This is a genomic window from Methylobacterium aquaticum (genome assembly GCF_016804325.1).
GTDB lineage: Bacteria > Pseudomonadota > Alphaproteobacteria > Rhizobiales > Beijerinckiaceae > Methylobacterium > Methylobacterium aquaticum_C.
Genome location: NZ_CP043627.1, coordinates 2296585 through 2320370, shown reverse-complemented (window position 1 = coordinate 2320370; position 23786 = coordinate 2296585). Strand labels below are relative to the sequence as shown.

23 protein-coding genes, 1 pseudogene and 1 riboswitch are annotated in these 23786 nt (G+C 71.4%); of the genes and pseudogenes, 12 read left to right on the top strand and 12 right to left on the bottom strand.

Annotation, left to right across the window (positions count from 1 at the left end; translation table 11 throughout):
* The first annotated feature begins 147 nt into the window (after positions 1–147).
* Positions 148–1577: pseudogene (trmFO, locus tag F1D61_RS10405) on the top strand (methylenetetrahydrofolate--tRNA-(uracil(54)-C(5))-methyltransferase (FADH(2)-oxidizing) TrmFO).
* Between the two features lie 238 nt (positions 1578–1815).
* Here trmFO and F1D61_RS10400 read toward each other — a convergent pair.
* From F1D61_RS10400 to yajC, 5 genes are all read right to left on the bottom strand, one after another.
* Positions 1816–2682, bottom strand: a complete 867-nt coding sequence (locus F1D61_RS10400) for a phytoene/squalene synthase family protein (protein ID WP_203157773.1) — start codon at positions 2680–2682, stop codon at positions 1816–1818.
* Positions 2683–2706: 24 nt separating this feature from the next.
* Entirely contained in the window at positions 2707–3096 is a 390-nt protein-coding gene (locus F1D61_RS10395; RefSeq protein WP_246775816.1) for an Mth938-like domain-containing protein, read from the bottom strand.
* The gene (gene secF / locus F1D61_RS10390) at positions 3097–4044 is read right to left on the bottom strand and encodes a protein translocase subunit SecF (protein WP_203157772.1); all 948 of its coding nucleotides are present in this window, start codon (positions 4042–4044) and stop codon (positions 3097–3099) included.
* 84 nt (positions 4045–4128) lie between these two features.
* The gene (secD, locus tag F1D61_RS10385; RefSeq protein ID WP_203157771.1) at positions 4129–5736 is read right to left on the bottom strand and encodes a protein translocase subunit SecD; all 1608 of its coding nucleotides are present in this window, start codon (positions 5734–5736) and stop codon (positions 4129–4131) included.
* A gap of 86 nt (positions 5737–5822) precedes the next feature.
* Entirely contained in the window at positions 5823–6152 is a 330-nt protein-coding gene (gene yajC, locus F1D61_RS10380) for a preprotein translocase subunit YajC (protein ID WP_203157770.1), read from the bottom strand.
* A gap of 234 nt (positions 6153–6386) precedes the next feature.
* Here yajC and F1D61_RS10375 point away from each other — a divergent pair, with 234 nt between their 5' ends.
* Positions 6387–7280 carry an ATP-binding protein gene (locus F1D61_RS10375; protein ID WP_203157769.1) on the top strand — a complete coding sequence of 298 codons (894 nt, stop codon included), beginning with the start codon at positions 6387–6389 and terminating at the stop codon, positions 7278–7280.
* A gap of 273 nt (positions 7281–7553) precedes the next feature.
* Here F1D61_RS10375 and F1D61_RS35340 read toward each other — a convergent pair whose 3' ends face one another.
* The gene (locus tag F1D61_RS35340; RefSeq protein ID WP_432443241.1) at positions 7554–8591 is read right to left on the bottom strand and encodes a peptidoglycan DD-metalloendopeptidase family protein; all 1038 of its coding nucleotides are present in this window, start codon (positions 8589–8591) and stop codon (positions 7554–7556) included.
* Between the two features lie 123 nt (positions 8592–8714).
* Here F1D61_RS35340 and F1D61_RS35335 point away from each other — a divergent pair, with 123 nt between their 5' ends.
* Positions 8715–9296: a hypothetical protein gene (locus F1D61_RS35335; protein WP_246776029.1), complete on the top strand. Its 582-nt coding sequence runs from the start codon at positions 8715–8717 to the stop codon at positions 9294–9296.
* A 25-nt stretch (positions 9297–9321) separates the two neighbouring features.
* On the opposite strand, the gene F1D61_RS10360 is transcribed toward F1D61_RS35335, so the two are convergent.
* Genes F1D61_RS10360 through serS form a run of 3 tightly spaced genes read right to left on the bottom strand, consistent with a single transcriptional unit; the run spans position 9322 to position 12116 of the window.
* Positions 9322–10014: a protein-L-isoaspartate O-methyltransferase family protein gene (locus F1D61_RS10360; protein WP_203157766.1), complete on the bottom strand. Its 693-nt coding sequence runs from the start codon at positions 10012–10014 to the stop codon at positions 9322–9324.
* Positions 10015–10038: 24 nt separating this feature from the next.
* Complete coding sequence (surE, locus tag F1D61_RS10355) at positions 10039–10800, bottom strand: 5'/3'-nucleotidase SurE (protein ID WP_203157765.1); 762 nt, start codon at positions 10798–10800, stop codon at positions 10039–10041.
* Positions 10800–12116 carry a serine--tRNA ligase gene (gene serS / locus F1D61_RS10350; protein ID WP_203157764.1) on the bottom strand — a complete coding sequence of 439 codons (1317 nt, stop codon included), beginning with the start codon at positions 12114–12116 and terminating at the stop codon, positions 10800–10802. Before serS ends, surE begins: the two co-directional genes overlap by 1 nt.
* Positions 12117–12540: 424 nt before the next feature.
* On the opposite strand from serS, the gene argS reads away from it, so the two are divergent.
* The 8 genes from argS to tatC all read left to right on the top strand — a co-directional run bounded on the left by argS (position 12541) and on the right by tatC (position 20915).
* On the top strand, positions 12541–14298 hold the full coding sequence (gene argS, locus F1D61_RS10345; protein WP_203157763.1) for an arginine--tRNA ligase: 1758 nt from the start codon (positions 12541–12543) through the stop codon (positions 14296–14298).
* A 182-nt stretch (positions 14299–14480) separates the two neighbouring features.
* On the top strand, positions 14481–15857 hold the full coding sequence (locus tag F1D61_RS10340) for an SPOR domain-containing protein (RefSeq protein ID WP_203157762.1): 1377 nt from the start codon (positions 14481–14483) through the stop codon (positions 15855–15857).
* Between the two features lie 205 nt (positions 15858–16062).
* Positions 16063–17073 carry a beta-N-acetylhexosaminidase gene (nagZ, locus tag F1D61_RS10335; protein ID WP_203157761.1) on the top strand — a complete coding sequence of 337 codons (1011 nt, stop codon included), beginning with the start codon at positions 16063–16065 and terminating at the stop codon, positions 17071–17073.
* Positions 17074–17328: 255 nt separating this feature from the next.
* Positions 17329–18099 (top strand): segregation and condensation protein A, encoded by a 771-nt coding sequence (locus F1D61_RS10330; RefSeq protein ID WP_203157760.1) that lies wholly within the window; start codon positions 17329–17331, stop codon positions 18097–18099.
* A gap of 53 nt (positions 18100–18152) precedes the next feature.
* On the top strand, positions 18153–18791 hold the full coding sequence (gene scpB, locus F1D61_RS10325) for an SMC-Scp complex subunit ScpB (protein ID WP_246775952.1): 639 nt from the start codon (positions 18153–18155) through the stop codon (positions 18789–18791).
* Positions 18792–18988: 197 nt separating this feature from the next.
* Positions 18989–19312 carry a twin-arginine translocase TatA/TatE family subunit gene (locus F1D61_RS34045; RefSeq protein ID WP_246775815.1) on the top strand — a complete coding sequence of 108 codons (324 nt, stop codon included), beginning with the start codon at positions 18989–18991 and terminating at the stop codon, positions 19310–19312.
* A 245-nt stretch (positions 19313–19557) separates the two neighbouring features.
* Positions 19558–20118 carry a Sec-independent protein translocase protein TatB gene (gene tatB, locus F1D61_RS10315; RefSeq protein ID WP_203157758.1) on the top strand — a complete coding sequence of 187 codons (561 nt, stop codon included), beginning with the start codon at positions 19558–19560 and terminating at the stop codon, positions 20116–20118.
* The gene (gene tatC, locus F1D61_RS10310; protein ID WP_203157757.1) at positions 20115–20915 is read left to right on the top strand and encodes a twin-arginine translocase subunit TatC; all 801 of its coding nucleotides are present in this window, start codon (positions 20115–20117) and stop codon (positions 20913–20915) included. The genes tatB and tatC overlap by 4 nt, the downstream gene beginning before the upstream one ends.
* 210 nt (positions 20916–21125) lie before the next feature.
* On the opposite strand, the gene F1D61_RS10305 is transcribed toward tatC, so the two are convergent.
* From F1D61_RS10305 to cobU, 3 genes are all read right to left on the bottom strand, one after another.
* Entirely contained in the window at positions 21126–21899 is a 774-nt protein-coding gene (locus F1D61_RS10305) for a prephenate dehydrogenase (protein ID WP_203157756.1), read from the bottom strand.
* A gap of 184 nt (positions 21900–22083) precedes the next feature.
* Positions 22084–22689 carry a cob(I)yrinic acid a,c-diamide adenosyltransferase gene (cobO, locus tag F1D61_RS10300; protein WP_203157755.1) on the bottom strand — a complete coding sequence of 202 codons (606 nt, stop codon included), beginning with the start codon at positions 22687–22689 and terminating at the stop codon, positions 22084–22086.
* Complete coding sequence (gene cobU, locus F1D61_RS10295; RefSeq protein WP_203157754.1) at positions 22686–23234, bottom strand: bifunctional adenosylcobinamide kinase/adenosylcobinamide-phosphate guanylyltransferase; 549 nt, start codon at positions 23232–23234, stop codon at positions 22686–22688. Before cobU ends, cobO begins: the two co-directional genes overlap by 4 nt.
* An 83-nt stretch (positions 23235–23317) precedes the next feature.
* Positions 23318–23515: riboswitch (cobalamin riboswitch) on the top strand.
* Between the two features lie 31 nt (positions 23516–23546).
* Here cobU and F1D61_RS10290 point away from each other — a divergent pair.
* Positions 23547–23723 carry a CbtB domain-containing protein gene (locus F1D61_RS10290; RefSeq protein WP_203157753.1) on the top strand — a complete coding sequence of 59 codons (177 nt, stop codon included), beginning with the start codon at positions 23547–23549 and terminating at the stop codon, positions 23721–23723.
* Positions 23724–23786: the final 63 nt, after the last annotated feature.

Here is a 23786-nt window from a genome sequence, read left to right as displayed (position 1 = left end):
TACCGAGTACCCCCAAGTCGATCATAGGCCCCTCGGGCCGTTCATCGTCTCGCGCGCCCGCCCCTTCCGGCGGGCGTTCGCATGTCCGGACCTCGACACGCTCCCGGCGGTGTTGCATCGACGGCCCCCGATCCGATATGCCGCGTCATGTCCGGATCAGACCCCATTCACGTCGTCGGCGGCGGCCTCGCCGGTTCCGAAGCGGCCTGGCAGATCGCCGAGGCCGGCCTGCCCGTGGTGCTGCACGAGATGCGGCCCCTGCGCGGCACCGAGGCGCACCAGACCCACGACCTCGCCGAGCTCGTCTGCTCGAACTCGTTCCGCTCCGACGACGCGGAGCAGAACGCCGTCGGGCTGCTGCACCAGGAGATGCGCCGCCTCGGCTCGCTGATCATGGCTTGCGGCGACGCCAACCAGGTCCCGGCCGGCGGCGCGCTCGCGGTGGATCGCGAGGGGTTCGCCCGGGCGGTCACCGCGGCGCTGGAAGGCCATCCGAACGTCACCCTCGTCCGCGAGGAGATCGACGGCCTGCCCCCGCTGCCTGGGACAGCGTGATCCTGGCGACCGGCCCGCTCACCGCACCCGGCCTCGCCGAGGGCATCCGCGGCCTCACCGGCGCCGAATCGCTCGCCTTCTTCGACGCCATCGCGCCGATCGTGCATCGCGATTCGATCGACATGGGCAAGGCCTGGTTCCAGTCCCGCTACGACAAGGTCGGGCCGGGCGGCACCGGGGCCGACTACATCAACTGCCCGCTCGACCGCGAGCAATACGCCGCCTTCATCCAGGCCCTGATCGACGGCAAGAAGACCTCGTTCAAGGAATGGGAGGCTTCGACCCCGTATTTCGACGGCTGCCTGCCGATCGAGGTGATGGCCGAGCGCGGCCCCGAGACCCTGCGCCACGGGCCGATGAAGCCGTTCGGCCTGACCAACCCGCACAACCCGACGGTCAAGGCCTACGCCATCGTCCAGCTGCGCCAGGACAACGCGCTCGGCACGCTCTACAACATGGTCGGCTTCCAGACGAAGCTGCGCCATGCCGAGCAGGTGCGGGTCTTCCGTACGATTCCGGGCCTCGAGAATGCCGAGTTCGCCCGTCTGGGCGGCCTTCACCGCAACACCTACCTCGACAGCCCGCGCCTCCTCGACGCGACCTTGCGGCTCAAGGCCGAGCCGCGCCTGCGCTTCGCCGGCCAGATCACCGGCTGCGAGGGCTATGTCGAGAGCGCCGCGATCGGCCTGATGGCCGGCCGCTTCGCCGCCGCCGAGCGCCAGGGCCGCACGCTGGAGCCGCTGCCGGTCACCACGGCTTTGGGCGCCCTCATCGGCCACATCACCGGCGGGCATGTCTCGGCCGAGGATGCCGGCACGCCGCGCTCGTTCCAGCCGATGAACGTCAATTTCGGCCTCTTCCCGCCACTCGACCGGGCGCCGAAGGCCCCCGACGGCAAGCGCCTGCGCGGCACGGAAAAGGCGCAGGCGAAGAAGCGCGCGATGACCGACCGGGCCCGGGCCGCGCTCGGCGAATGGCTCGGCGAGGCGCCGGAGCCTTTGCCGGCCGAGGCGGCGGAGTAGGCGTCGGACGGCTCCAGCGAATGAAGCGTGGGATCGGAGTGCCGGGTCCGGGCCGACGATCCCAGACCGTCCGCGTCATCCCGGGGCCGCGTAGCGGAACCCGGGATCCATAACCGCTGACGGTCGAGGTTGGGGCGGCACGCGATCCGCCCTGTTCTTCTGCGTCAGCGGTTATGGATCCCGGGTTCTCGGCTGCGCCGAGCCCCGGGATGACGTCGAGGGCATGGAGATTTAGGGTCTACCTGACCGACCGCGCCGCCCACCACAGCCGCCAGATCCGGCGCCAGTTCGGCACCTCGATCACGCTCGCCAGCGGGTCGTAGCCCGGCCGCTCCATCTGCGCGAGATAGGCCTCGACGAGGGCGACCGGCAGGAAGGCCGGGGCCGCCACCGCGGCGATGCTCGCCCGCTCGGCCGCGTAGGCCGCGAGGTGGCGGCGCACCAGCGCCCGCATGTCGGCGCAGGCGCCGAGCAGGCCCGGCCCGCCGCGGCCCGCCACGATGTCTTCCCGGGTGACGCCGTGGGCCTTGAGCACGTCCGCCGGCAGGTAGACCTGGCCGCTGCGGGCGTGCCAGGGCAAGGCCCGCAGGAGGCCGGTCACCGCGTAGGCGACGCCGGCATGGCCCGAAGCGGCGGCGCCGCCGGGCTCGGAGCCGTTCGCCAGGATCAGGCTGCCGAGGCGGATCAGGCAGGAGGCGGTCTCGCCGCAATAGCCTTCGAGGTCGTTCGTCGTCGGCATCGGGTCGTCGTAGAGGTCGAAGACCCGGGCATCGACGAGATCGACGAGGGGCTGGCGCGGCAGCCGCGCCTTCACCAGCGTATCGTCGAGGGCGGCGGCCACCGGATGCGCCCGCACGTCGCCCCGCGCCTCGCCCTGGAGGGCGTCGCGCCACCATTGCAGGCGCAACTCGCCCGGCATCGGGCTCGACACCGCCTCCCGCACCCGCGCCACCTCCAGGCTGAAGGCGGCGAGCGCGTGGAGATGCGGGCGCATCTCGGCCGGGGCGTAGAGACTGGCATACCAGCGGTCCGGGTCGCCGGCCCGCACCAGGGATTCGCAATGGGCGTAGGCCCAGGCCGGATCCCGCGTCTCGGGCTGGCTCATGAAACTCGGCTCACGACATTCGGTTCATGGCACCGCGATCAGGGCGGCGGCGACCTTGCGGTTCTCGGCCATCAGGATGTTGTAGGTCCGGGCCGCCGCGCCGGTCTGCATCACGTCGAGGCCGATGCCGGCCTCCTTGAGGAACCGGCGCAAGGCATCGGGTACGAACACGATCTCGGCCCCGGTGCCCAGCAGCAGCAGGTTCACCGCGCCGCCCTCGGCGACGAGGGGGCCCAGGCTCTCCGGCGTGATGCCGTCGGGCTCGGTCACCTCCCAGGCCCGCACGCCGGAGGGCAGCGCGAGGATCGAGCCGCGATGCGACATCTCGGCGAAGCGGAAGCCGCCGCCGCCATAGGCGTCGATCGGGTAACGGCCCGGGACGAAGCCGTCCTGCTGGCGCTCGGGAGCCGCCACCTACTCGGCCGCCTGTGGCAGGGCCGAGGTGTCGCGCGCCTGCGTCCGGCTGCCGCCGGCCTGGAGCCCGATATAGATCAGGAACGGGGTCGAGACGAAGATCGCCGAATAGGTGCAGATCACCACGCCGGCCAGCATCACCACCGAGAAGCCCTTGATCGCCTCGCCGCCGAACAGCACCAGGGCGAGCAGCGACAGGGCCGTCGACATGGCGGTCATCACCGTGCGCGACATGGTGGAGTTGATCGAGAGGTTGAGCAGCTCCTCGGTCGGCATGGTCTTGTAGCGCCGCATCAGCTCGCGGGTGCGGTCGAACACCACCACGGTTTCGTTGAGCGAGTAGCCCACGATGGTGAGGATCGCGGCGATCGAGGTCATGTTGAACTCGATGCGCGTGATGACGAACAGCCCGACCGTGATGACGATGTCGTGCAGGGTGCCGACGATGGCGCCCAGCGCCAGTTCCCGCTCGAACCGGAACCACAGGTAGAGCAGCACCGCCACGACCGAGAGCACGACACCGATCGTGCCCGACTGGACCAGCTCGCCCGAGACGCGGGGACCGACGGTCTCGACGCGATCGAAGGCGTAATCCTTGTCGAAGGCGGCGTGCGCCTTCTGCATCACCAGGGTCTGCCCGGTCTCGCCGCCGGCCTGGAGCGGGAAGCGCACCGAGATCGAGCCCTGGCCGAGCTCCTGCACCTCGGTCTCGCCGAAGCCGAAATCGTTGGCGGTGTGGCGCACCGCGCCGACATCGGAGGTCACGCCGGCCTTCGGCCGCAGCTCGACCAGGGTGCCGCCCTTGAAGTCGATGCCGAAATTGAGCCCGACCTGCAGGAACAGCACCACCGTGGCGACCGAGATGAAGGCCGAGAGCGGGAAGCTGAAGCGCCGCAGGCGCATGAAGTCGAAGTGGGATTCGTCGGGCCAGAGGCGGAGGAGGCGCATCGTCGGTCTCGAAAAGGGTGTGTCGGCGCGCCCCTCGGAGCGCAGCGCAGGTCCGGGCGGTCGCGAGGACCGCCCGTCGAAGCCTTAGATCGGCAGGGTCTTGGGCCGCAGGCGCTGGTACCACAGGGCGATCATCATACGGGTCAGGGTCACGGCGGTGATGACCGTGGTCAGGATGCCGAGGATGAACACCACCGCGAAGCCGCGCACCGGCCCCGAGCCGAGGAAGAACAGGATCACCGCGGCGATCGCCATGGTGGAGTTGGAATCCACGATGGTGGCGAAGGCGCGGTCGAAGCCCGCCTGCAGCGCCGAGGGGATCGAGCGGCCGGCCCGCACCTCCTCGCGCACGCGCTCGTAGATCAGCACGTTGGAGTCGACCGCGGTGCCGATGGTGAGCACGATGCCGGCGATGCCCGGCAGCGTCATCGTGGCCTCCAGCACCGACATCAGGCCGAGGATCAGGCCGACATGGACCAGCAGCGCGATGTTGGCGAACAGGCCGAACACGCCGTAGGCCGCGAACATCAGCACGACGACGAGGATCGTCGCCACGATGGTGGCGTTCTTGCCGGCCTCGATCGAGTCGCGGCCGAGGCCCGGGCCGACGGTCCGGCGCTCGATCACGGTGAGCTTGGCCGGCAGGGCGCCGGCGCGCAGCAGCACCGAGAGGTCGTTGGCCTGCTGGACCGTGAACCGGCCCGAGATCTGGCCCTGCCCGCCGGTGATCGGCTGCAGGATGCGGGGGGCCGACACGACCTCGTTGTCGAGGACGATCGCCAGCGCCCGGCCGACATTCTCGCTCGTCGCCTGGCCGAATTTCTGCGCGCCGCGCAGGTTGAACTTGAAGTTGACGATCGGCTCGTTCGACTTCTGGTCGAAGCCCGGCTGGGCGTCGGTCAGGTCGGCGCCGTCGGCGAGCACCCGGCGCTCCACCGGCACCTTCTGGCCGTTGGCGTCCTTGGAGGGCAGCATGTCGACGTCGCCGGCCGGGCTGTCGGCGAGCATGCGGAAGGTGAGCTTGGCGGTCTTGCCGAGCTGCTCCTCGAGCCGGGCCGGGTCCTGGAGCCCCGGGACCTGGACCAGGATGCGGTCGGCGCCCTGCTGCTGGATCGACGGCTCGGTGGTGCCGCCGAGATCGACGCGGCGGCGGATCACCTCGATCGCCTGGGTCACCGCGCGGCGCACCCGGGCGTTGAAGCCGGCATCGGAGAAGGCGAGCTGGATCAGGCCGTTCGGCTCCTCGCGCAGGTCGAGGGTGCGGGCGCCGGTCTGGCCCAGGGTCGCGTCGGTGACCGGCTGCGACAGGGCCTGCAGCTTCGGAATCGCCTTGGCGCGGGCGGCCTCGTCGGTGATGCGCAGCTGCACGCCGCGGGGCAGCAGCTGGATCCCGCCGGAGGCCTGCACACCGGCCTCGCGCAGCGCCTGGCGCACGTCGTCGCGCAGGCCCTCGGCCATGCTCCGCGCGAGGTCGTTGCGGTCGACCTCGAGCACGATCTGCGAACCGCCCTGGAGGTCGAGGCCGAGCACGATGGCGCGGGTCGGCACGATCCAGGTCGGGAACCAGGACGGCAGCCCGGCGATGAAGCCCTTGCGCTGCTCGGCCGTGAAGAAGCTCGGCACGGCGAGCATCAGGCCGACCAGGATCACGGCGAGCGTCGCGACGGCCTTCGTGGTGGAAATACGGAGCATCCGCGGCGTCCCAACCGGTCTCGAATGTGTGAGATAGGGCGGCCCGGCGCCTTCGTCCGGGCCTCTCCCTTGCGTCAGGCGAAGTCTCAGGCGGCCTTGACCGGCTCGCCCTTGGCCCGGACCTCGGAGATCATGCCGCGGACGACCTTGACGTTGACGTTCGGGGCGATCTCGACCTCGATCTCCGGGGCCTCGGTCACCTTGGTGACCCGGCCGACGATGCCGCCGGTGGTCACCACGGTGTCGCCGCGGCGCACGTTCTTGATCATGTCCTGGTGCTCCTTGGCGCGGCGCTGCTGCGGGCGCAGGATCAGGAAGTACATGATCACGAAGATCAGGATGAAGGGGACGACCTGCACGAGGATGTCCGTGCCGCCGGACATCCCGGCTCCCTGCGCGAAGGCGGGCGTGATCACTCTCGAGGTCTCCCGAACAAGACGAAAACGGGCCGGGCGGGTCCCCGCCGGCCTTGCAAAAGCGCGCGGACTATAGCCACGGACGACCCGAAAGCAACGTCGGGGACCGGCTCTCTCCCGTCCGATCCCGGCGGGGTTTCGTCCGTGGCGCCTCGGGGTTTTCGCCCGTGGGGCTTGGGATTAAGAGGCGCCACCCGCACGTCCGCCCCTGCGCAAGGAGCCCGTTTACCCGCGATGACCGACCCGACACCCCCCTCCCCGTCCGAGACCGACCTGCTTCCCGTCCTGCTGCGCATCGCCGCGGCCCTGGAGCGCAGCGCCCCGCCGGCGCGCCCCGGCCCCGACTTCGCGGCGGCCGACGCCTTCGTGTGGCAGCCGGAAGGCCGGCTCCAGCCGGTGCCGCGGGTCAACCGGGTCGAGATGGGCCTGTTGCGCGGCATCGACCGGATGCGCGACATCCTGTTCGACAACACCGAGCGCTTCGCCCGCGGCCTGCCGGCCAACAACGCCCTGCTCTGGGGCGCCCGCGGCATGGGCAAGTCGTCGCTGGTCAAGGCGGTCCATGCCGAGATCAACGCCAAGCTCGATGCGCTGTCGATCAAACGGCCGCTGAAGCTGGTCGAGATCCACCGCGAGGACATCGAGGGCCTGCCGGCCCTGATGGGCTGGCTGCGGCCGGACCCGCACCGCTTCGTGGTGTTCTGCGACGACCTGTCCTTCGATGCCGAGGATACCTCGTACAAGTCGCTCAAGGCGGCGCTCGACGGCGGCATCGAGGGCCGGCCCGACAACGTGATCTTCTACGCCACCTCGAACCGGCGCCACTTGCTTCCCCGCGACATGATGGAGAACGAGCGCTCGACGGCGATCAACCCGGGCGAGGCGGTGGAGGAGAAGGTCTCGCTGTCGGACCGGTTCGGCCTCTGGCTCGGCTTCCACAAATGCACCCAGGACGAGTACCTGGCGATGATCGACGCCTACGTGGCGCGCTACGGACTCACGCTCGAACCGGAGCGGCTGCGGGCCGAGGCGCTGGAATGGTCGACCACCCGCGGGGCGCGGTCGGGCCGGACGGCGTTCCAGTACATCCAGGATCTCGCCGGGCGGCTGGGGCAGCGGCTGGACTGAAGATCCTCAGACGCGCAGACATCGTCATATCCCACCCGCGACCTCGTCCTGAGGTGTTGGTCGATCGAAGATCGACTGACCTCGAAGGAGGGCTCCAGAAGTCTCCGAGCGAACTGGAGCCCTCCTTCGAGGCTCCCGTTGGTCGCACCTCAGGATGAGGTTGTGGACACGATCGGGCGCGCACGAGTTTCCAGGGGAACTCTCGAGCCGACCCTGAACACGAAAAAGCGGGACGCTCGCGCGCCCCGCCTCCCCTCTCAGCCTGATCGAATGTCAGTTGCTCGCCAGGTGCGGCACCGGATCGACCGGGGTCGCGCCCTTGCGGATCTCGAAGTGGAGCTGCGGCGAGGTGACGTTGCCCGACGCGCCGGACTTGGCGATGGTCTGGCCGCGCTTCACCTTCTCGCCGGGGCGCACGTCGATCTCGCCGTTATGGGCGTAGGCCGAGACGTAGCCGTTGGAGTGGCGCACCAGCACCAGCTTGCCGTAGCCCTTCACGTCGCTGCCGGCATAGGCCACCGTGCCCTCCTCTGCCGCCTTCACCGGGGTGCCCTCGGGCACCGCGATGTTGATGCCTTCGTTGCCGCTCGAGCCGTAACCGGAGATCACCCGGCCGCGGGCCGGCCAGCGGAAGCTCGATTGCGGATCGGGCGCGGGCGCCGCCGGGGCGACGGCCGGAGCCGGGGCCGGCTCGGGCGCCTTCTCGGGCAGGGCCGCGACCTTCACCGGCTTCACCGGCTCGGGCTTCGGCGCGGGCTTCACCTCCGCGACCTTCTTGGGCTCGGGCTTGGGCGCCTCGGCGACCTTGGGCTCCGGCTTCTTCACCTCGGCCTGCTTCACCTCCGCCTTCTTGGGCTCGGGCTTCTTCGGCTCGGGCTTGACCGCCTCGGCGACCTTCCTGACCTCGGGCTTCACCTTCTCGGCGACCTGCGGCTCGGGCTTCTTCGCCTCCACCTTCTTCGGCTCGGGCTTGTGCTCGGCCTTGGCGGCGGCCTTCGGCTCCGGCTTGTGCGGCTTGGCCGCCACCGTCTCATCCTCGTCGTCCTGCTGGCGCGCGGCCACCTTGGCGACGGGCTTCGGCTCAGGCCGCTGCGGCTTGGCGGCGACCCGCTCCTCCTCGCGCGGCTCGGGCTTGCGCGAGTTGAGCTTGGCGGCGCGTTCGGCGGCGGCGGGCGCCACGGGCTTCGCCTCGGCCTGGCCCGGACGGACCTTGCGGACCGGCTCGGGGGCCGGCTCCGGCTCGGGCTCGCGCCGCGGGGGCTCGCGGCGGACGGGCTCGGGCCGGGGCGCGACCTCGGCGACCCGGCGCACCGGCTCGGCCGGACGGGTCTCGGCAACCGGAATCCGGGGGCGGGCGCGGCCGGCACGGCGCGGGCGCTCATCGCCGGTGCGCCGTTGGCGTGATAGACCGGGATCACGATCTGGCGGCCGGCGGTGACCTGCGCGGCGCTCGACAGGCCGTTGGCCTGGAGGATCGCGGCGGCGGGCACGCCGAAGCGGGTCGACATCTGGTTCAGGCTGTCATTGGCGCCGACCGTGATGGTGGTGCCGCCCGCGGCCGACCAGCCGGCCGGGCCGCCGGTCACCGGGGCCGCAGCCGCGACGCGGGGCGTCAGCACCGGCGCCGAGACCTGGCGGTTCGACAGCGGCGCGGCCGCCAGCGGGGCCGAGAGCGGCCGCGACTGGATCGGCGTCGAGCGCACCGCCGGCGCCACCGCCCCCGCGTCGGGAAGGCTGCCGGTGGCACCCGGATCCCCGCTCGCACTCGATGAGAACGGGTTCGAGAACGGGTCGAGCCGCACCGCATCGGTGCTGCAGGCCGCAGACGCGCCCCCGATCAGCCCGATGAGGGCGAAGCGCGACAGCGCCCGCATCCCCTTGCCTGTCCCGCGTTCCGGCATCGACGCACCCGTACATCCACGCAACCGTATGAGGTGGATTCAAAGCGGATTCAGGTTAAGCTTCCGTTTCGGGGCGGCGTCGGGGCTTCACCCTGAGGGCCGGATTCCGGCCTAGATAGGTCGAGGGTCGGGCGGGTGCGTCAGAGCACGGCCGCCAGGCCCGGGGTCAGCGGAGCGATGCGCAGGGGCGTCTCGCGCACCTGCCGCCACGGGCCGTCGGCCTCCTGCGCGATGGCGACGAGGCGGGGGCCGGCCGGCGTGCCGATCGCCCCGACGAGGCGCCCGCCCGGGTTCAGGCGCTCGATCAGCGTTGCGGGCACGTCGCGGAGCGAACCGTTGACCAGGATGCGGTCGAAGCTGCCGGCCTCCTCCGGCGGGGCGCAGCCATCGGCGAGGCCGACCATCGCGGCGCCGAAGCCGAGCGCGTCGAGGCGCGAGCGGGCGTTGCGGGCGAGCGTGGCGTAGCGCTCCAGGCTGACCACCTCGGCGGCCCCGAGACGCAGCAGCAGGGCCGTGGCGTAGCCCGAGCCGGTGCCGATCTCGAGCACCCGGGCGCCCTGCACGTTGAGCGCCGCCAGCATCGTGGCGATGACGCTCGGCGCCGTCATGGTCTGGCCGCAGGGCAGCGGCAGGGCGATGTCGCGGCGCGCCAGGTCGCGGAAGGCGAGCGGCGCGAAGGCCTCCCGCGGCACCCGCTCCATCGCGCCGAGCACCGCGGCGTCGCGCACCCCGCGGGCGCGCAGGCCCAGCACGAAGGCCGCGGTCTCGACCGCGCCGGACGATTCCCCGGCACCGTCAGGTCCGGAGGCGTCCGGCTCGCTCTCGTCGGTCACGCGAAGGCACTCACTTGAAGGCACTCATGTGAAGGCTTGGGCGAAGCGCGTCAGCGTCGGCTCGTCGGTGAGGTCGAGGCGCAGGGGGGTGATCGAGATGTTGCCGTCGGCGATCGCCTTCAGGTCGGTGCCGTGGCCCGGCTCGAACCGCGCCTTGGCGAAGGCGAGCCAGAAATACGGGTTGCCGCGCCCATCGACCCGCTCGTCGATCGAGAGCAGCGCCTGATTGCGCACGCCCTGCGCCGCCACCGCGATGCCCTTCACGTCCTCGGGCTCGCAATCCGGGAAGTTGACGTTGACCAGGATGCCGGGCTCGATCCCGACCTCCAGGACCCGCCGGACCACCGCGGCGCCGTGATGGGCGGCGGTGTGCCACTTCACGTTGGCCCGCCCGCCGATGCCGTAGGCCTGGCTCAGCGCGATCGCCTTCACGCCGAGGATCGTCGCCTCCATGGCACCCGCGATGGTGCCCGAATAGGTCACGTCCTCGGCGACGTTCTGGCCGCGGTTGACGCCCGAGAGCACGAGGTCCGGTCCGTGATCCTTCAACAGGTGGCGGATGCCCATGATGATGCAGTCGGAGGGCGTGCCCTTCACCGCAAAGCGCTTCTCGCCGGCCTGGCGCAGGCGCAGGGGATCGTTGAGCGACAGCGAGTGCGACACGCCGCTCTGGTCGGTCTCCGGCGCGACGACCCAGACGTCGTCCGAGAGTTCGCGGGCGATGTCCTCCAGGCAGCGCAGGCCCGGCGCGTGGATGCCGTCGTCGTTGGTGACGAGAATGCGCATCACCGGTGTCCTTCGATGCGGGTGAGGCCGCCCATGTAGGGCGCGAGGGCCGACGGGACCGTGATGCTGCCGTCGGGGTTCTGGTAGTTCTCCATCACGGCGATGAGCGCGCGGCCGACCGCGACGCCCGAGCCGTTGAGGGTGTGGACGTAATGGACGCCCTTGCCCTCCTTCGGGCGGTAGCGCGCCTCCATCCGGCGGGCCTGGAAATCGCCGCAGACCGAGCAGGACGAGATCTCGCGATAGGTCTTCTGGCCGGGCAGCCAGGCCTCGATGTCGTAGGTCTTGGTCGAGGCGAAGCCCATGTCGCCGGTGCAGAGCGTGACGACCCGGAACGGGATGTCGAGGCGCTTCAGCACGGCCTCGGCGCAAGCCAGCATCCGGTCGTGCTCCTCGGCCGAGCGCTCGGGCGCGGTGATCGAGACGAGCTCCACCTTGCTGAACTGGTGCTGGCGCAGCATGCCGCGGGTGTCGCGGCCCGCCGCCCCGGCCTCGGCCCGGAAGCAGGGCGTGAGGGCGGTGAAGCGGAGCGGCAGCTCGTCCTCGGAGAGGATCGATTCCCGCACGAGGTTGGTGAGCGGCACTTCCGCGGTCGGGATCAGCCAGCGATTCGGCGCACCGCTCTCCTGCGCCATCTCGGGCGAGCCCTGGACGGCGGCGAACTGATCGTCGCGGAACTTCGGCAATTGCGCCGTGCCGAACATCGCCTCGTCGCGCACGAGAAGCGGCGGCACCACCTCGGTATAGCCGTGCTCGCCCGTATGCAGGTCGAGCATGAACTGGCCGAGCGCCCGCTCCAGCCGGGCGATCTGACCTTTGAGCACCACGAAGCGCGAGCCCGAGAGCTTCGCCGCGGTCTCGAAATCCATCAGGCCCATGGCCTCGCCGAGCTCGAAATGCTGGCGGCCGTCCTCGCTGAGGCCGCGGCCCTCGAACCGGCTCTTCTCGACGTTGCCGTGCTCGTCGCGGCCCTCCGGCACGTCGGGGCCCGGGATGTTGGGAATCGCCGACAGGCGCTCGGAGAGCGCCTTGCCCGCCGCATCGGCGGCCGCGTCGAGGGCCGGCGCCTCTTCCTTCAGCCGGGCGACCTCGGCCATCAGCTCTTGCGCCCGCGCCTCGTCCTTCGCCTTCTTGGCCGCGCCGATCTCCTTCGACAGGGCGTTGCGCTTCTCCTGCGCGCCCTGCGCCGCCGAGATCGCGGCCTTGCGCGCGTCGTCGAGGGCGATCAGCTCCTCCGAAAGCGGCTCCAGCCCGCGGCTCGTCAGGCCCTTGTCGAAGGCGGCCGGGTTGTCGCGGATGGCCCGGATGTCGTGCATGGCGTGGTCCGAATCGTTCTGTCTCTGCAGGGCCGGCGAATCCGGCCGGTGACGTGAGGACGCTTTGCAGCATCGGCCCTGCGGCGACAAGGGAGTGAACGGGGGTGTTCGGCGGACCGCGCGGGTGGTCGCGTGTCGGTCTTTTAATTCAACTCCTTGAAAAGGTAGGCGCTTTCCCCTCCCCCTTGTGGGGAGGGGTCAGGGGTGGGGGTGGTGCCGCGTAGGGCTCGGCACTCAATCCTGCACCACCCCCACCCCTAGCCCCTCCCCACAAGGGGGAGGGGAAGCGCTTTGCTTTCATATCGAAGAGGGCGTCCCTTGCCGCCCCGCTTGCAGCCGCCCGCCCCGGCGTGAGAAGAGCCCGGCGCGCCGGTCACGGTCCCGCGACCGGATCCGGCCCGAACTTTGCAGAACTGGTCAACGCATGAACATCTTCGCCGCCTTCGAGGCCCGCATCGGCGAGGCGCTCGAGACGCTCACCCGCGCCGGCACCCTGCCGGAGGGGCTGGACCGTGCCCGCGTGGTGGTCGAGCCGCCGCGCGACCCGAGCCACGGCGACCTCGCCACCAACGCCGCCCTGGTGCTGGCAAAGGAAGCGCGCACCAACCCGAAGGCGCTCGCCGAGGCGCTCGCCGCCGACCTGCGCACGGATCCCCGGGTGACGGAAGCCAGCGTCGCCGGACCGGGCTTCATCAACCTGCGGCTCGATCCCGCCATCTACGCCGAGGTGGTCCGGGCGGTCCTGCGCGAGGGCGAGGCCTACGGGCGCGGCGCGCCGGTCCCCGGCGGGGTCAACGTCGAGTACGTCTCGGCCAACCCGACCGGGCCGATGCATGTCGGCCACGGCCGCGGCGCGGTGTTCGGCGACGCGCTGGCGAACCTCCTGGTCGCCGCCGGCCGCGACGTGACGCGCGAGTACTACATCAACGATGCCGGCGCCCAGGTCGACGTGCTCGCCCGCTCGGCCTTCCTGCGCTACCGCGAGGCGCTCGGCGAGACGGTCACGATCCCGGACGGCCTCTATCCGGGCGACTACCTCGTGCCCGTCGGCGAGGCCTTGAAGGCGCAATACGGCGAGACGCTGCGCGACAAGCCCGATTCCGAGTGGCTGCCGCTGGTGCGCGACTTCGCCATCGACCGGATGATGGACCGGATCCGCGAGGATCTGGCGGCGATCGGCATCCACCACGACGTGTTCTTCTCCGAGCGCACCCTCCAGGCCGGCGGCGAGGGCGGCGCGGTCGCGGCGCTGATCGCCGACCTGCGGGCGAAGGGCCTGGTCTACGAGGGCCGCCTGCCCCCGCCCAAGGGCCAGCTGCCGGAGGATTGGGAGGACCGCGAGCAGACCCTGTTCCGCGCGACCGCCTTCGGCGACGACATCGACCGGCCGCTGCTCAAGTCGGACGGCAGCTTCACCTACTTCGCCTCGGACATCGCCTATCACCGCTCCAAGGTCGAGCGCGGTGCGGTCGAGCTGATCGACGTGCTCGGCGCCGACCATGGCGGCTACGTCAAGCGGATGCAGGCGGCGGTGAAGGCGGTCTCCGACGGGAAGGCGGCGCTCGACGTCAAGCTGTGCCAGCTGGTGCGCCTCCTGCGCGGCGGCGAGCCGGTGAAGATGTCGAAGCGCGCCGGCGAGTTCGTCACCTTACGCGAGGTGATCGACGAGGTCGGGCGCGACCCCGTGCGGTTCATGATGCTGTACCGCAAGAACGACGCGACCCTCGATTTCGACCTCGCCAAGGTGGTCGAGCAGTCGAAGGACAACCCGGTCTTCTACGTCCAGTACGCGCATGCCCGGGCGGCCTCGGTGTTCCGCCAGGCCCGCGAGGCCTTCCCCGATCTCGACCTGGCGCCGTCTGCCCTGGCGGGGGCCGATTTGTCGGGCCTGACCGATTCGGGCGAGCTCGAGATGATGCGCCTGATCGCCCAGGTGCCGCGGGTGATCGAGGCGGCCGCCGCCGCCCACGAGCCGCACCGCATCGCCTTCCACCTCTACGAGCTGGCGAGCGCGTTCCATAGTTTCTGGAACAAGGGCAAAGACTTGCCGCAATTACGGTTTGTTAATCAAAACGACAGAAAGTCCACCGAGGCGAGGCTGGCCCTCGTCGCCGCCCTCAAGGGGGTGGTCGCGTCCAATCTCGGGATCCTCGGCGTCGGCGCGCCCGACGAGATGCGCTGAGGCACCGCCCGAGACCGGAACGCGACCTGACGTCGCGGCACGCCGTGAGGCGGCGCCGCGACGGGATGCGAGCGATGGGATCTGACGGCCGCCCGTCCCATATGGGGATTCGGCGGCCGGTGCCGCCGAACCGGGCCCGATGCACGGCGAGGTGACGCGAGGGCGAACAGGATGGTGCTGCCATGACGACCAATGCTTCCCGGGTTCCCGTCGATTACGACGGCTACGAGCAGGATCGGCAGCCGGCCAACGCCCGCCAGGACCAGGCGCGCCAAGGCGCCCGGCCCGATCCGCTCGCCGAACTCGCCCGCATCGTCGGCCAGGACGATCCGTTCCGCGCCCTGCTCGAGGCCAAGGAAGCCAAGGAGGCGAGCCGCACCGAGTCGCGCGGCCGCGTCGAGCCGGTGATGCCGCATTACGGCGAGGCGCCGGGCCCCGCCCTGTCGGCCACCCGCGGCGAGCCGACCTTGGGCGCCCCGATGCCGGAGCCCGGCCCCGCGCCGGCGCACACCCCGGCCGGCGCCTTCAACCAGTACCTCGCCGCGGTGGACCGCGAGATCGATTCCGAGCCGGCGCCCGGCGCGCCGGAGCCGGCGGAGAACCCCGAGCCGCGGCCCCGGGGCCGCCGGCGCATTGCGCTGGTCGGCACGGCGCTCGGCATCGTGGCGGCCTCCATCGGCGGCGCGCTGACCTGGAAGGCCTTCCACCACAGCCGCTCCGGCGCGCCGATCCTGGTGATGGCCGACCAGGCGCCGCTCAAGGTCGCGCCGCAGAATGCCGGCGGCGTCGAGATCCCGGACCAGAACAAGCAGATCTACGAGCGCACCGCCACGGCGCCCGCGAAGGATGCCGGCCAGATCCGCATCGTCAACCGCGAGGAGCAGCCCCTCGACGTGAAGCAGGCGGCGCGCTCGCTCGCCGCCGAGGCAGGCGCCTCGGCTCCGCCCGCCACGCCGGGCAACCCCCTGACCGATTCCCTCGGCGAGCCGCGCCGGGTGCGGACCGTCTCGGTCCGGCCCGAGCCGTCGCCGGCCGAGGCCCAGCGCGCCGCCCAGGCCGCGGCGCAGGCCGCCGCCGAGCAGCAGGCGCCGGCCTCGCCGATCCCGACCATGACCCTGCCGACCGAGGCGACCGGCTCGACCCCGGCCCCGGTCACGCCGCGCGGCCCGCGGGCGATCCCGATGACGCTAGCCACCCCGGCGCCCGTCGCCGAGACGCCGGCCGCCGAGCCGGCGCGGCCGAAGCCGGTCCAGCGCGTGGCTTCGGCCGAGCCGCCGACCACCACCCAGGCGATGCCCTCGCCGCAGACGCCGGTCGGCGGATTCTCTGTGCAGCTCTCAGTGCGTGCCACCGAGAAGGAGGCCGAGATCGCCTTCCGGCAGGCCCAGGAGCGCTACGGCGCCGTCCTCGGCGGCCAGTCGCCGCTGATCCGCCAAGCCGAGGTCAACGGCAAGTCGATCTATCGGGTCCGCGTCGGGCCGATGTCGAAGGAGAGCGCCGACGGCTTGTGCGGCAAGCTCAAGGCCTCGGGCGCCGCCTGCTTCGTCGCCAAGAACTGAGGTCGCAAGGCGCGTCGGGCATCGGCGCTCGACGGGCCGCGCCCCGAAAACCTCCCGGCCGTGGCACCGCGGCGACAGCCGCGAGCCGGCGAATCGCCGCAATTCGACGTTCTTTCCGCCTGCGATTCCCGTTCGATCGGCGCCCGCATCGGCGCCGGCGGGGACCGTGCGACCGTTTTCTTCCAACCGACGAGAGCCGCCGTCGATGACCCTTGCCCTGATCCTCGGCTGCGCCGGACCGACCTTGAGCCCCGAGGAGGCCGCCTTCTTCCGTGCGGTGCAGCCCTGGGGCTTCATCCTGTTCAAGCGCAACGTCGAGACCCCCGAGCAGGTCCGCGCCCTCACGGCGTCGCTCCGCGAGACCGTCGGGCGGGCCGACGCCCCGATCCTGATCGACCAGGAGGGCGGCCGGGTGCAGCGCCTGACGCGGCCGCACTGGCAGGCCTATCCGTCCGGCCGCGCCTACCTGCGCGCCGGCGGCCCCGAGGGCGGGCCGGCGCTCGCCCGCCTCGGCGCCCGCCTGATGGCCCACGACCTCGCCCAGGTCGGCATCAACGTCGATTGCGCGCCGGTCCTCGACGTGCCGGTGCCGGGCGCCCACGACGTGATCGGAGACCGGGCCTACGGTACCGATCCGGCCGTGGTCGCAGCCTTCGGGCGTGCGGTGGCCGAGGGGCTGATGGCCGGCGGCGTACTGCCGGTGATCAAGCACATGCCCGGCCATGGCCGCGCCGGCGCCGACAGCCACCACGCCCTGCCGGTGGTCGAGGCGAGCCTGGACGACCTCGACGGGCACGATTTCCGGCCCTTCCGGGCGCTCGCCGACCTGCCGATGGCGATGTCGGCCCACGTCGTGTTCCGCGCCCTCGATCCGGAGAGCCCGGCCACCACCTCGGCGACGATCATCCGCGAGATCGTGCGCGGCCGCATCGGGTTCGACGGCCTCCTGATGACCGACGACCTGTCGATGAACGCCCTGTCCGGCAGCTTCCGCGCGCGCGCCGCCGCCGCCTTCCAGGCCGGCTGCGACATCGGCCTGCACTGCAACGGCGATCGCTCCGAGATGGAGGAGGTGGTCGCCGAGAGCCCCGTGCTCTCCGGCGAGGCCCTGCGCCGGGCCGAGGCCGCGTTGGCCCGCCTGAGCCCGGCGCAAGCCGCGTTCGATCCGGCCGAGGCCCGCGCCCGCCTCGATGCCGGGCTCGCGGCCGCGGCCTGAATGCCCGTTTCGAGTGTATTCGACTGGCAAAATGCAGTGGTGAGGAGGAGATATCCTACCCTCCCACCTGATCCTGAGGTGTTAGTCGATCGAAGATCGACTGACCTCGAAGGAGGATTCCAGAGGCGACGGCGATTTCCGGAGCCCTCCTTCGAGGCTGCCGCAAGCGGCAGCACCTCAGGATGAGGTTAAGGGTAGGATGATCCTGGTTTCATCCGGTATTTAGTGGAAGATACGACTCGAGCAGGCTCTGAGATGACCGAGACATTCGAGGAGCCTGCGGAGGCCGGCGACGGCGCGGGTTTCGTCGTCGATGTCGACGGATTCGAAGGCCCTCTCGACCTCCTCCTCGAACTCGCCCGGCGCCAGAAGGTCGACCTCTCCCGGATCTCGATCCTGGCCCTGGTCGAGCAGTACCTCGCCTTCATCGACGAGGCACGCCGCCTGCGCCTGGAACTGGCGGCGGATTATCTCGTGATGGCGGCCTGGCTCGCCTACCTGAAGTCGCGCCTGCTCCTGCCGGCGCCGCCCCGCGGCCCCGAACCCGCCGCCGGCGACCTCGCCGAGGCGCTGGGCCTGCGCCTGCGCCGCCTGGAAGCGATCCGCGCCGCCGCCCTGATGCTCTCCGAGCGGGCCCAGCTCGGGCGCGACGTGTTCGCCCGCGGTGCCCTGCCGCCCGAGCCCGCGACCACCGCTCCGGGTTCCTTCGCGGTCACCCTGCACGACCTGATCGCGGCCTATGCCCGCCAGCGCCAGGAGCGGGCGCGGGCCCAGGTGACCTTGCCGCCGCGCAGCGTCTGGTCGCTGGTCGATGCGAGGAATGCCCTCGAGCGGCTGATCGGCCCGCGGGACGACTGGACTGATCTCGATTCCTACCTCGCCCAGTACCTCGCCGACCCGAAGCGCCGCGCCACCGTGCGCGCCTCCTCGCTCTCGGCGGTGCTGGAACTCGCCCGCGAGGGCCAGATCCTGCTGCGCCAGGACGGCGCCTACGCGCCGATCCAGATCCGCGCCGTCGGGCCGTGAGTCGCGTGGCCAACGACCGTGCGGCGAAGAATTCCGGGGCCAAGGCGTCCCGTCTGCCCGACACGCCGCCCCCCTCGGACACCGTCCGCCTCGCCGAGGCACTGATCTTCTGCGCGTCCACGCCCGTCACCGAGGCCGACCTCGCCGCCCGGCTGCCGCCCGGCACCGACATGCGCGCGGTGCTGGCCGAGATCGCCGGCGCCTACGCGGACAGGGGCCTCGTGCTGGCGCGGGTCGCCGGCGGCTACGCCTTCCGCACCGCGCCCGACCTCGCTCCAGCCCTACGGGGCGGCGTGCCGGAGCCGCGCAGGCTGTCGCGGGCCGCCCTCGAAACGCTCGCCATCGTCGCCTATCACCAGCCGGTGACCCGGGCCGAGATCGAGGAGATCCGCGGCGTCACCACCTCGAAGGGCTCCCTCGACCTCCTGCTCGAGACCGGCTGGGTGCGGCTGCGCGGCCGCCGCCGCACGCCGGGGCGCCCGGTGACCTACGGCACCACCCCGGCCTTCCTCGACCATTTCGGCCTCGACGCCGTCTCCGACCTGCCGGGACTCGACGAGCTGAAGGGCCTCGGCCTGCTCGAGGGCCGGTTGCCCGCCGGCTTCCGGGTGCCGCAGCCGGGGGACGCTGCCGGCGCCGACGAGGATCCCATCGACGGCCCCCCGCTCCCCGGCGACGCCGCCGCGGAGTGAATTCCCGGGTGGGGCATTCCGCCGGCCCCCGAGGAAATGCTTGTTTTCGCCTCTGGCCGTCCTTACGTTCCGGCCGCACCGCACGCGCTCGGGCCGCCCCCACGGCGACGATGAGCCTGCGGAATCAGAGGTTTGGGACGTCGTACGACGCCCCGCGAGAGTGCCGCGGCGATGCAGACGCCGCGCAGGAGAGAACCATGGGCGGCGCGAGTATCTGGCACTGGATCGTCGTCGGCGTGATCATCATGCTGCTGTTCGGGCGCGGCAAGGTGTCCGACCTGATGGGCGACGTCGCCAAGGGCATCAAGGCGTTCAAGAAGGGCATGGCCGACGACGACCAGGCCCCGGCCGCGCAGGTTCCGCATGCGCAGGTTCCCCCGGTCCAGGTGCCGCCCCCGGTGGTGCCGCCGGCGGCCGTGCAGCCCGCCCATGTACAGCCCACCCATGTGCAGCCTCACGTGCCGACCGCGCAGATGCCGCCGCTGGGCACCGAGCCGAACGCCGACCGCAAGGTCGGCTGAGCGGTCCCGCCCGGGCCCGATCCCCGTGCGGAGGAGCGCGCGACCCGTCCGGTCGCCCTCCTCGTCGCCGCCGACGCGACCGGCGGATCCCGGCGTCAAGGTCCTCATCTTTCATGCGGAACCTGCTCGGCGGTGACTGGCGTCGATGCGTCGGCGTGCTAGACAGCCCGCGCGAGGCGCCCGCTCACGAGCCGCGCCGCGTGAGTCCAGGAATCGCGCCGCGCGAGTAGCAGGGCCGTCACGCCATGTTCGATATGAGTTGGGGCGAGGTGATGCTGATCGGCGGCGTCGCGCTCGTCGTCATCGGCCCCAAGGACCTGCCCAGGACCCTGCGCACCGTCGGCCAGGTCGTCGCCCGCGTGAAACGCATGGCCGGCGAGTTCCAGAGCCAGTTCAGCGAGGCGATGCGCGAGGCCGAACTCGACGACGTCCGGCGCGAGGTCGCGGACATCAACCGCAGCGTCTCCTCGGCCACGAGTACCGGGTTCAACCCGGTCCAGACCATCCGCAACGAGATCAAGGGCGCCGTCGACGGCGTGCCGAAGCCCACGACGCAAGGCTTGCCGGGCGCGGAGGCTTCGTATTCGGATCCTTTGGCCTCCGACACGCCCGCCGCCGTGCCGCCGGAGCCTCCGGCCTTCGATCCCGCCGCGCCGCCGGCCTATCCACTTCCCGAGCCCGTGGCCGAGAAGCCGTCCATCTCGGCCCTCGCGGCGGCGACCGCCCAACTCAAGGCCGATGCCGCCCGTAGCGCGTCATCATCCGCCACCTCCCACGACACCGCCAGCACGGGCCACACTGCATGATGACCGAGGCCGATGAAGCCGAGATCGAGGCCTCGCGCGCACCCCTGATCGAGCACCTGATCGAGCTGCGCTCGCGGCTGATCAAGTCGCTGCTCGCCTTCGCGGTGATGTTCTTCGTCTGCTTCTTCTTCGCGCAGCACATCTACAACATCCTCGTCCACCCCTACGTGGCGGTGGTGGGGGCCGACAAGGCGCGGCTGATCGCGACCCACTTCCTCGAGCAGGTCTTCACCAACATCAAGCTGAGCGTGTTCGGCGCCGGCTTCCTGTCCTTCCCGGTCGTCGCGACCCAGCTCTACGCCTTCGTGGCGCCGGGTCTGTACCGCAACGAGCGCCGGGCGTTCCTGCCCTATCTCGTCGCCACGCCGGTCTTCTTCCTGCTCGGCGCCCTCGTCGTCTATTTCCTGGCGATGCCGCTGCTGATCAAGTTCTCGGTCAGCCTGCAGCAGATCGGCCAGCCCGGCGAGGCCACGATCGAGCTCCTGCCGAAGGTGGACGAGTACCTCTCGCTCATCATGACGCTGATCTTCGCCTTCGGGATCGCGTTCCAGCTGCCGGTGATCCTGACCCTCCTGGGCCAGATCGGGCTGATCGATTCGACCTTCCTGAAGGAGCGCCGCCGCTACGCGATCGTGCTGGTCTTCGTCGCCGCCGCGGTGCTGACCCCGCCGGACGTGATCAGCCAGCTCTCGCTGGCGGTGCCGATGCTGCTCCTCTACGAAGCCTCGATCGTGTCGGTCCGCGCCATGGAGAAGCGCCGCGAGCGCGCCCGGGCGGCGGAGGAGGCGGAGAGCTAAGTCCGACCGACTTCGCTCCCGACGTCTCGGACACCCGCCGCGTCATTCCGGGGCCGCGCAAGCGGAGCCCGGAATCCAGAAACTCAGGCGTTGCAGGAAAGGACGGAACGGTCTTCGCTTCGTCCTGAACCACCAGCGGTTCTGGATTCCGGGCTCCGCTTGCGCGGCCCCGGAATGACCCGGCGGGTGGAACAACGGCTTGGGTCGATCTCAAGCCGGGGCTCTTGCCGTTTCAACGTCTTCCAACGCCCCATCCATCTCCGCCGCCAGGTCGAAGAACCGTCGCCGCACCTCCGCCGCGTAGGGGTTCTCGCGCTCGATGGCGTGGTAGACCTCCGGCGCGTCGTGCCGGACCATGCCGACCGCCTGTATCACCAGGTCGAAGCTGCGGGTGGTCATCCGGGTCGGCAGCGGCTCCATCGCCACCAGCACCTTGGCGATCAGGTGCGTCAGCCCCTGCACGGCGGCGGCCTCGCGGTCATGCGCCTCGGGCGTCGTCAGGATCACGGTGAGCCCGAGCGCGCGGCGCAGGAAGGCGCCGACCCGGCCCGCCTTGTCGCCCCGGACCGGGCAGACCGCGATCTTGAGGCCGCGCAACCCGTCCCGTGCGCTCTGCGGCCCGAACAGCGGATGGGTGGCGACGATGTCGATGCCCGGCGGCAGGCCGGCCCGCATGATCTGCGCCGGCCGCACCTTCACCGAGCCGACATCGAGGACGAGGGCGCCCGGTTGCAGGTGGGGGGCGACGTCGCGCACGACCGCGGCGAGGGTCGAGACCGGGGTCGCCAGGATCACCACCGGGCAGGCGGCGGCCTCGGCGAGGCTGCACCGCGCGAGGCCGGCCGCCGCGAAGGCGGAATCGGGCGCGAACGGGTCGTGGACGCGCAGCGAGAACAGCGGCGCCAGATGGGCGGCGACGAGGCGGCCGAAGGCGCCGAAGCCGATCAGGCCGAGGGCGGGAAGCGGGACGGGGGAGGACGGCATGGGAGACCTCGGATGGGGCGAGGTCGGCGGGTCCTGATGTTCTGGAGCCTCAACCGCCGACACGTCGCAGCGGTTGAGAGATGACGAGCACTCTGCCGCTTACGGGAGCGGCGCGTAATAGAGTCCGGCGAGGCGGGTGCTGGTCATGGCCGAGCCTCTACGCCGGGCCGGCCGGCCACGTCAATCAGAACTCGATCCCCTCCTGCGCCTTCACCCCGGCGGCGAAGTGGTGCTTGACCTGGCCCATCTCCGTCACGAGGTCGGCGGCGGCGATCAGCTCCGGCTTGGCGTTGCGGCCGGTCACTACGACGTGCAGGTCCGGCCGGCGCCGGCTCAAGGTCTCGACGACCTCCGCCAACGGCAGGTAGTCGTAGCGCAGCGCGATGTTCAATTCGTCGAGGATCAGGAGCCGGATGGTCGGATCGGCCATCAGCGCCTCGGTCTGCGCCCACGCCGCGCGGGCCGCCGCCACGTCGCGGTCGCGGTCCTGGGTCTCCCAGGTGAAGCCCTCCCCCATCGTGTGCCAGGCGACCTGATCGCCGAAGCGCTCCAGGGCGAAGCGCTCGCCGGTCTCCCAGGCGCCCTTGATGTACTGCACCACCCCGACCCGCCAGCCGCGGCCGAGCGCCCGCAGCATCAGCCCGAAGGCCGCGGTCGACTTGCCCTTGCCGGGGCCGGTATGGACGATGAGCAGGCCCTTCTCGATCGTCTTTCCCGCCACCTCGGCATCCTGCACCGCCTTGCGCTTCTCCATCTTGGCGCGGTGGCGCGCCGCCTCGTCGTCGGTCATTCGCTGTCTCCCTTGATGGTCATCGGCAGGCCCGCCACAACCAGCACCACCCGGTCGGCGATGGTGGCGAGGCGTTGGTGGAGGCGGCCCGCCTCGTCGCGAAACCGGCGCGCAAGCGCATTCTCCGGCACGATGCCGAACCCCACCTCGTTCGAGACCAGCACGATCGGCCCGGGCACCGCCTTGCACGCGGCGATCAGGGAATCGACCTCCGCCGCGAGGTCGGCCGCCTCGTCCAGCATCGCGTTGGTCAGCCACAGGGTCAGGCAATCGACCAGCACCGGCCGTCCGGCCGGGGCCTCCCGTATCGCCGAGGCCAGGTCGCGCGGCGCGTCCACCGTCTCCCAGGGCGCCGGGCGGCGGGCGCGGTGCTCGGCGATGCGAGCCGCCATCTCGTCGTCCCAGGCTTGCGCCGTCGCGACGTAGCGCCAGGGGCTCGGCTGCGCCTCGATCAGCCCTTCGGCGTAGCGGCTCTTGCCGGAGCGGGCGCCGCCCAGCACCAGGGTCAGGCGCGGGGCAGCGCGAATCCGGTCCGGCACGGGCATCTCCTCGGTCGAAAGCCTGATGCGAAAAGCTGGGCCCGGAGGTGTCGCGGCAGCCGGCATCGATTGCAAGCCCGTTCCCGACCCGCTAGGGTCGCCACGACGGTGCCTCGGCGACGAGGTGAAAAGGGAACGCGGAAACCGGATGTCCGGCGCGCCGCGGCTGCCCCCGCAACTGTGAGCGGTCGAACACGGTCCGCCATCGGCCACTGGAGCGATCCGGGAAGGCGGTGGGCCGGCACGAGGCCGCGAGCCAGGAGACCTGCCGTCCCCCCTTCTCTCTCGACGCCGCCGGTGGGGCGGCAGGAGCTCGTCATGGTCGCGATCACCCGGTCCCTTTCTCCCGCCCTCGTCGGCGAGCGCCTGAGCGCCGTCGTCCTGGCGGCCACCCTCGGCATCGGCCTGCTGTTCGTCTCCGGCTTCGCGCCGGTGGTCGCCCTGCACAACGCCGCGCACGACTGGCGCCACTCCGCCAACTTCCCCTGCCACTGACCAGGGCCGAACCCATCCGGGCCGTGCGGCCTGCGCCCTGACCGGGCGCGGGCCCGCGGCCCT

What these genes read in the sequence shown, in the direction of transcription:
- cobU (WP_203157754.1), bottom strand. Translation starts at nt 23,234, where the DNA reads ATGCCCGTGCCGGACCGGATTCGCGCTGCCCCGCGCCTGACCCTGGTG.
- secD (WP_203157771.1), bottom strand. Translation starts at nt 5,736, where the DNA reads ATGCTCCGTATTTCCACCACGAAGGCCGTCGCGACGCTCGCCGTGATC.
- F1D61_RS10290 (WP_203157753.1), top strand. Translation starts at nt 23,547, where the DNA reads ATGGTCGCGATCACCCGGTCCCTTTCTCCCGCCCTCGTCGGCGAGCGC.
- tatB (WP_203157758.1), top strand. Translation starts at nt 19,558, where the DNA reads ATGTTCGATATGAGTTGGGGCGAGGTGATGCTGATCGGCGGCGTCGCG.
- F1D61_RS34045 (WP_246775815.1), top strand. Translation starts at nt 18,989, where the DNA reads ATGGGCGGCGCGAGTATCTGGCACTGGATCGTCGTCGGCGTGATCATC.
- serS (WP_203157764.1), bottom strand. Translation starts at nt 12,116, where the DNA reads ATGCACGACATCCGGGCCATCCGCGACAACCCGGCCGCCTTCGACAAG.
- F1D61_RS10375 (WP_203157769.1), top strand. Translation starts at nt 6,387, where the DNA reads ATGACCGACCCGACACCCCCCTCCCCGTCCGAGACCGACCTGCTTCCC.
- tatC (WP_203157757.1), top strand. Translation starts at nt 20,115, where the DNA reads ATGATGACCGAGGCCGATGAAGCCGAGATCGAGGCCTCGCGCGCACCC.
- surE (WP_203157765.1), bottom strand. Translation starts at nt 10,800, where the DNA reads ATGCGCATTCTCGTCACCAACGACGACGGCATCCACGCGCCGGGCCTG.
- F1D61_RS10340 (WP_203157762.1), top strand. Translation starts at nt 14,481, where the DNA reads ATGACGACCAATGCTTCCCGGGTTCCCGTCGATTACGACGGCTACGAG.
- cobO (WP_203157755.1), bottom strand. Translation starts at nt 22,689, where the DNA reads ATGACCGACGACGAGGCGGCGCGCCACCGCGCCAAGATGGAGAAGCGC.
- nagZ (WP_203157761.1), top strand. Translation starts at nt 16,063, where the DNA reads ATGACCCTTGCCCTGATCCTCGGCTGCGCCGGACCGACCTTGAGCCCC.
- F1D61_RS10400 (WP_203157773.1), bottom strand. Translation starts at nt 2,682, where the DNA reads ATGAGCCAGCCCGAGACGCGGGATCCGGCCTGGGCCTACGCCCATTGC.
- F1D61_RS10305 (WP_203157756.1), bottom strand. Translation starts at nt 21,899, where the DNA reads ATGCCGTCCTCCCCCGTCCCGCTTCCCGCCCTCGGCCTGATCGGCTTC.
- F1D61_RS10330 (WP_203157760.1), top strand. Translation starts at nt 17,329, where the DNA reads ATGACCGAGACATTCGAGGAGCCTGCGGAGGCCGGCGACGGCGCGGGT.
- secF (WP_203157772.1), bottom strand. Translation starts at nt 4,044, where the DNA reads ATGCGCCTCCTCCGCCTCTGGCCCGACGAATCCCACTTCGACTTCATG.
- argS (WP_203157763.1), top strand. Translation starts at nt 12,541, where the DNA reads ATGAACATCTTCGCCGCCTTCGAGGCCCGCATCGGCGAGGCGCTCGAG.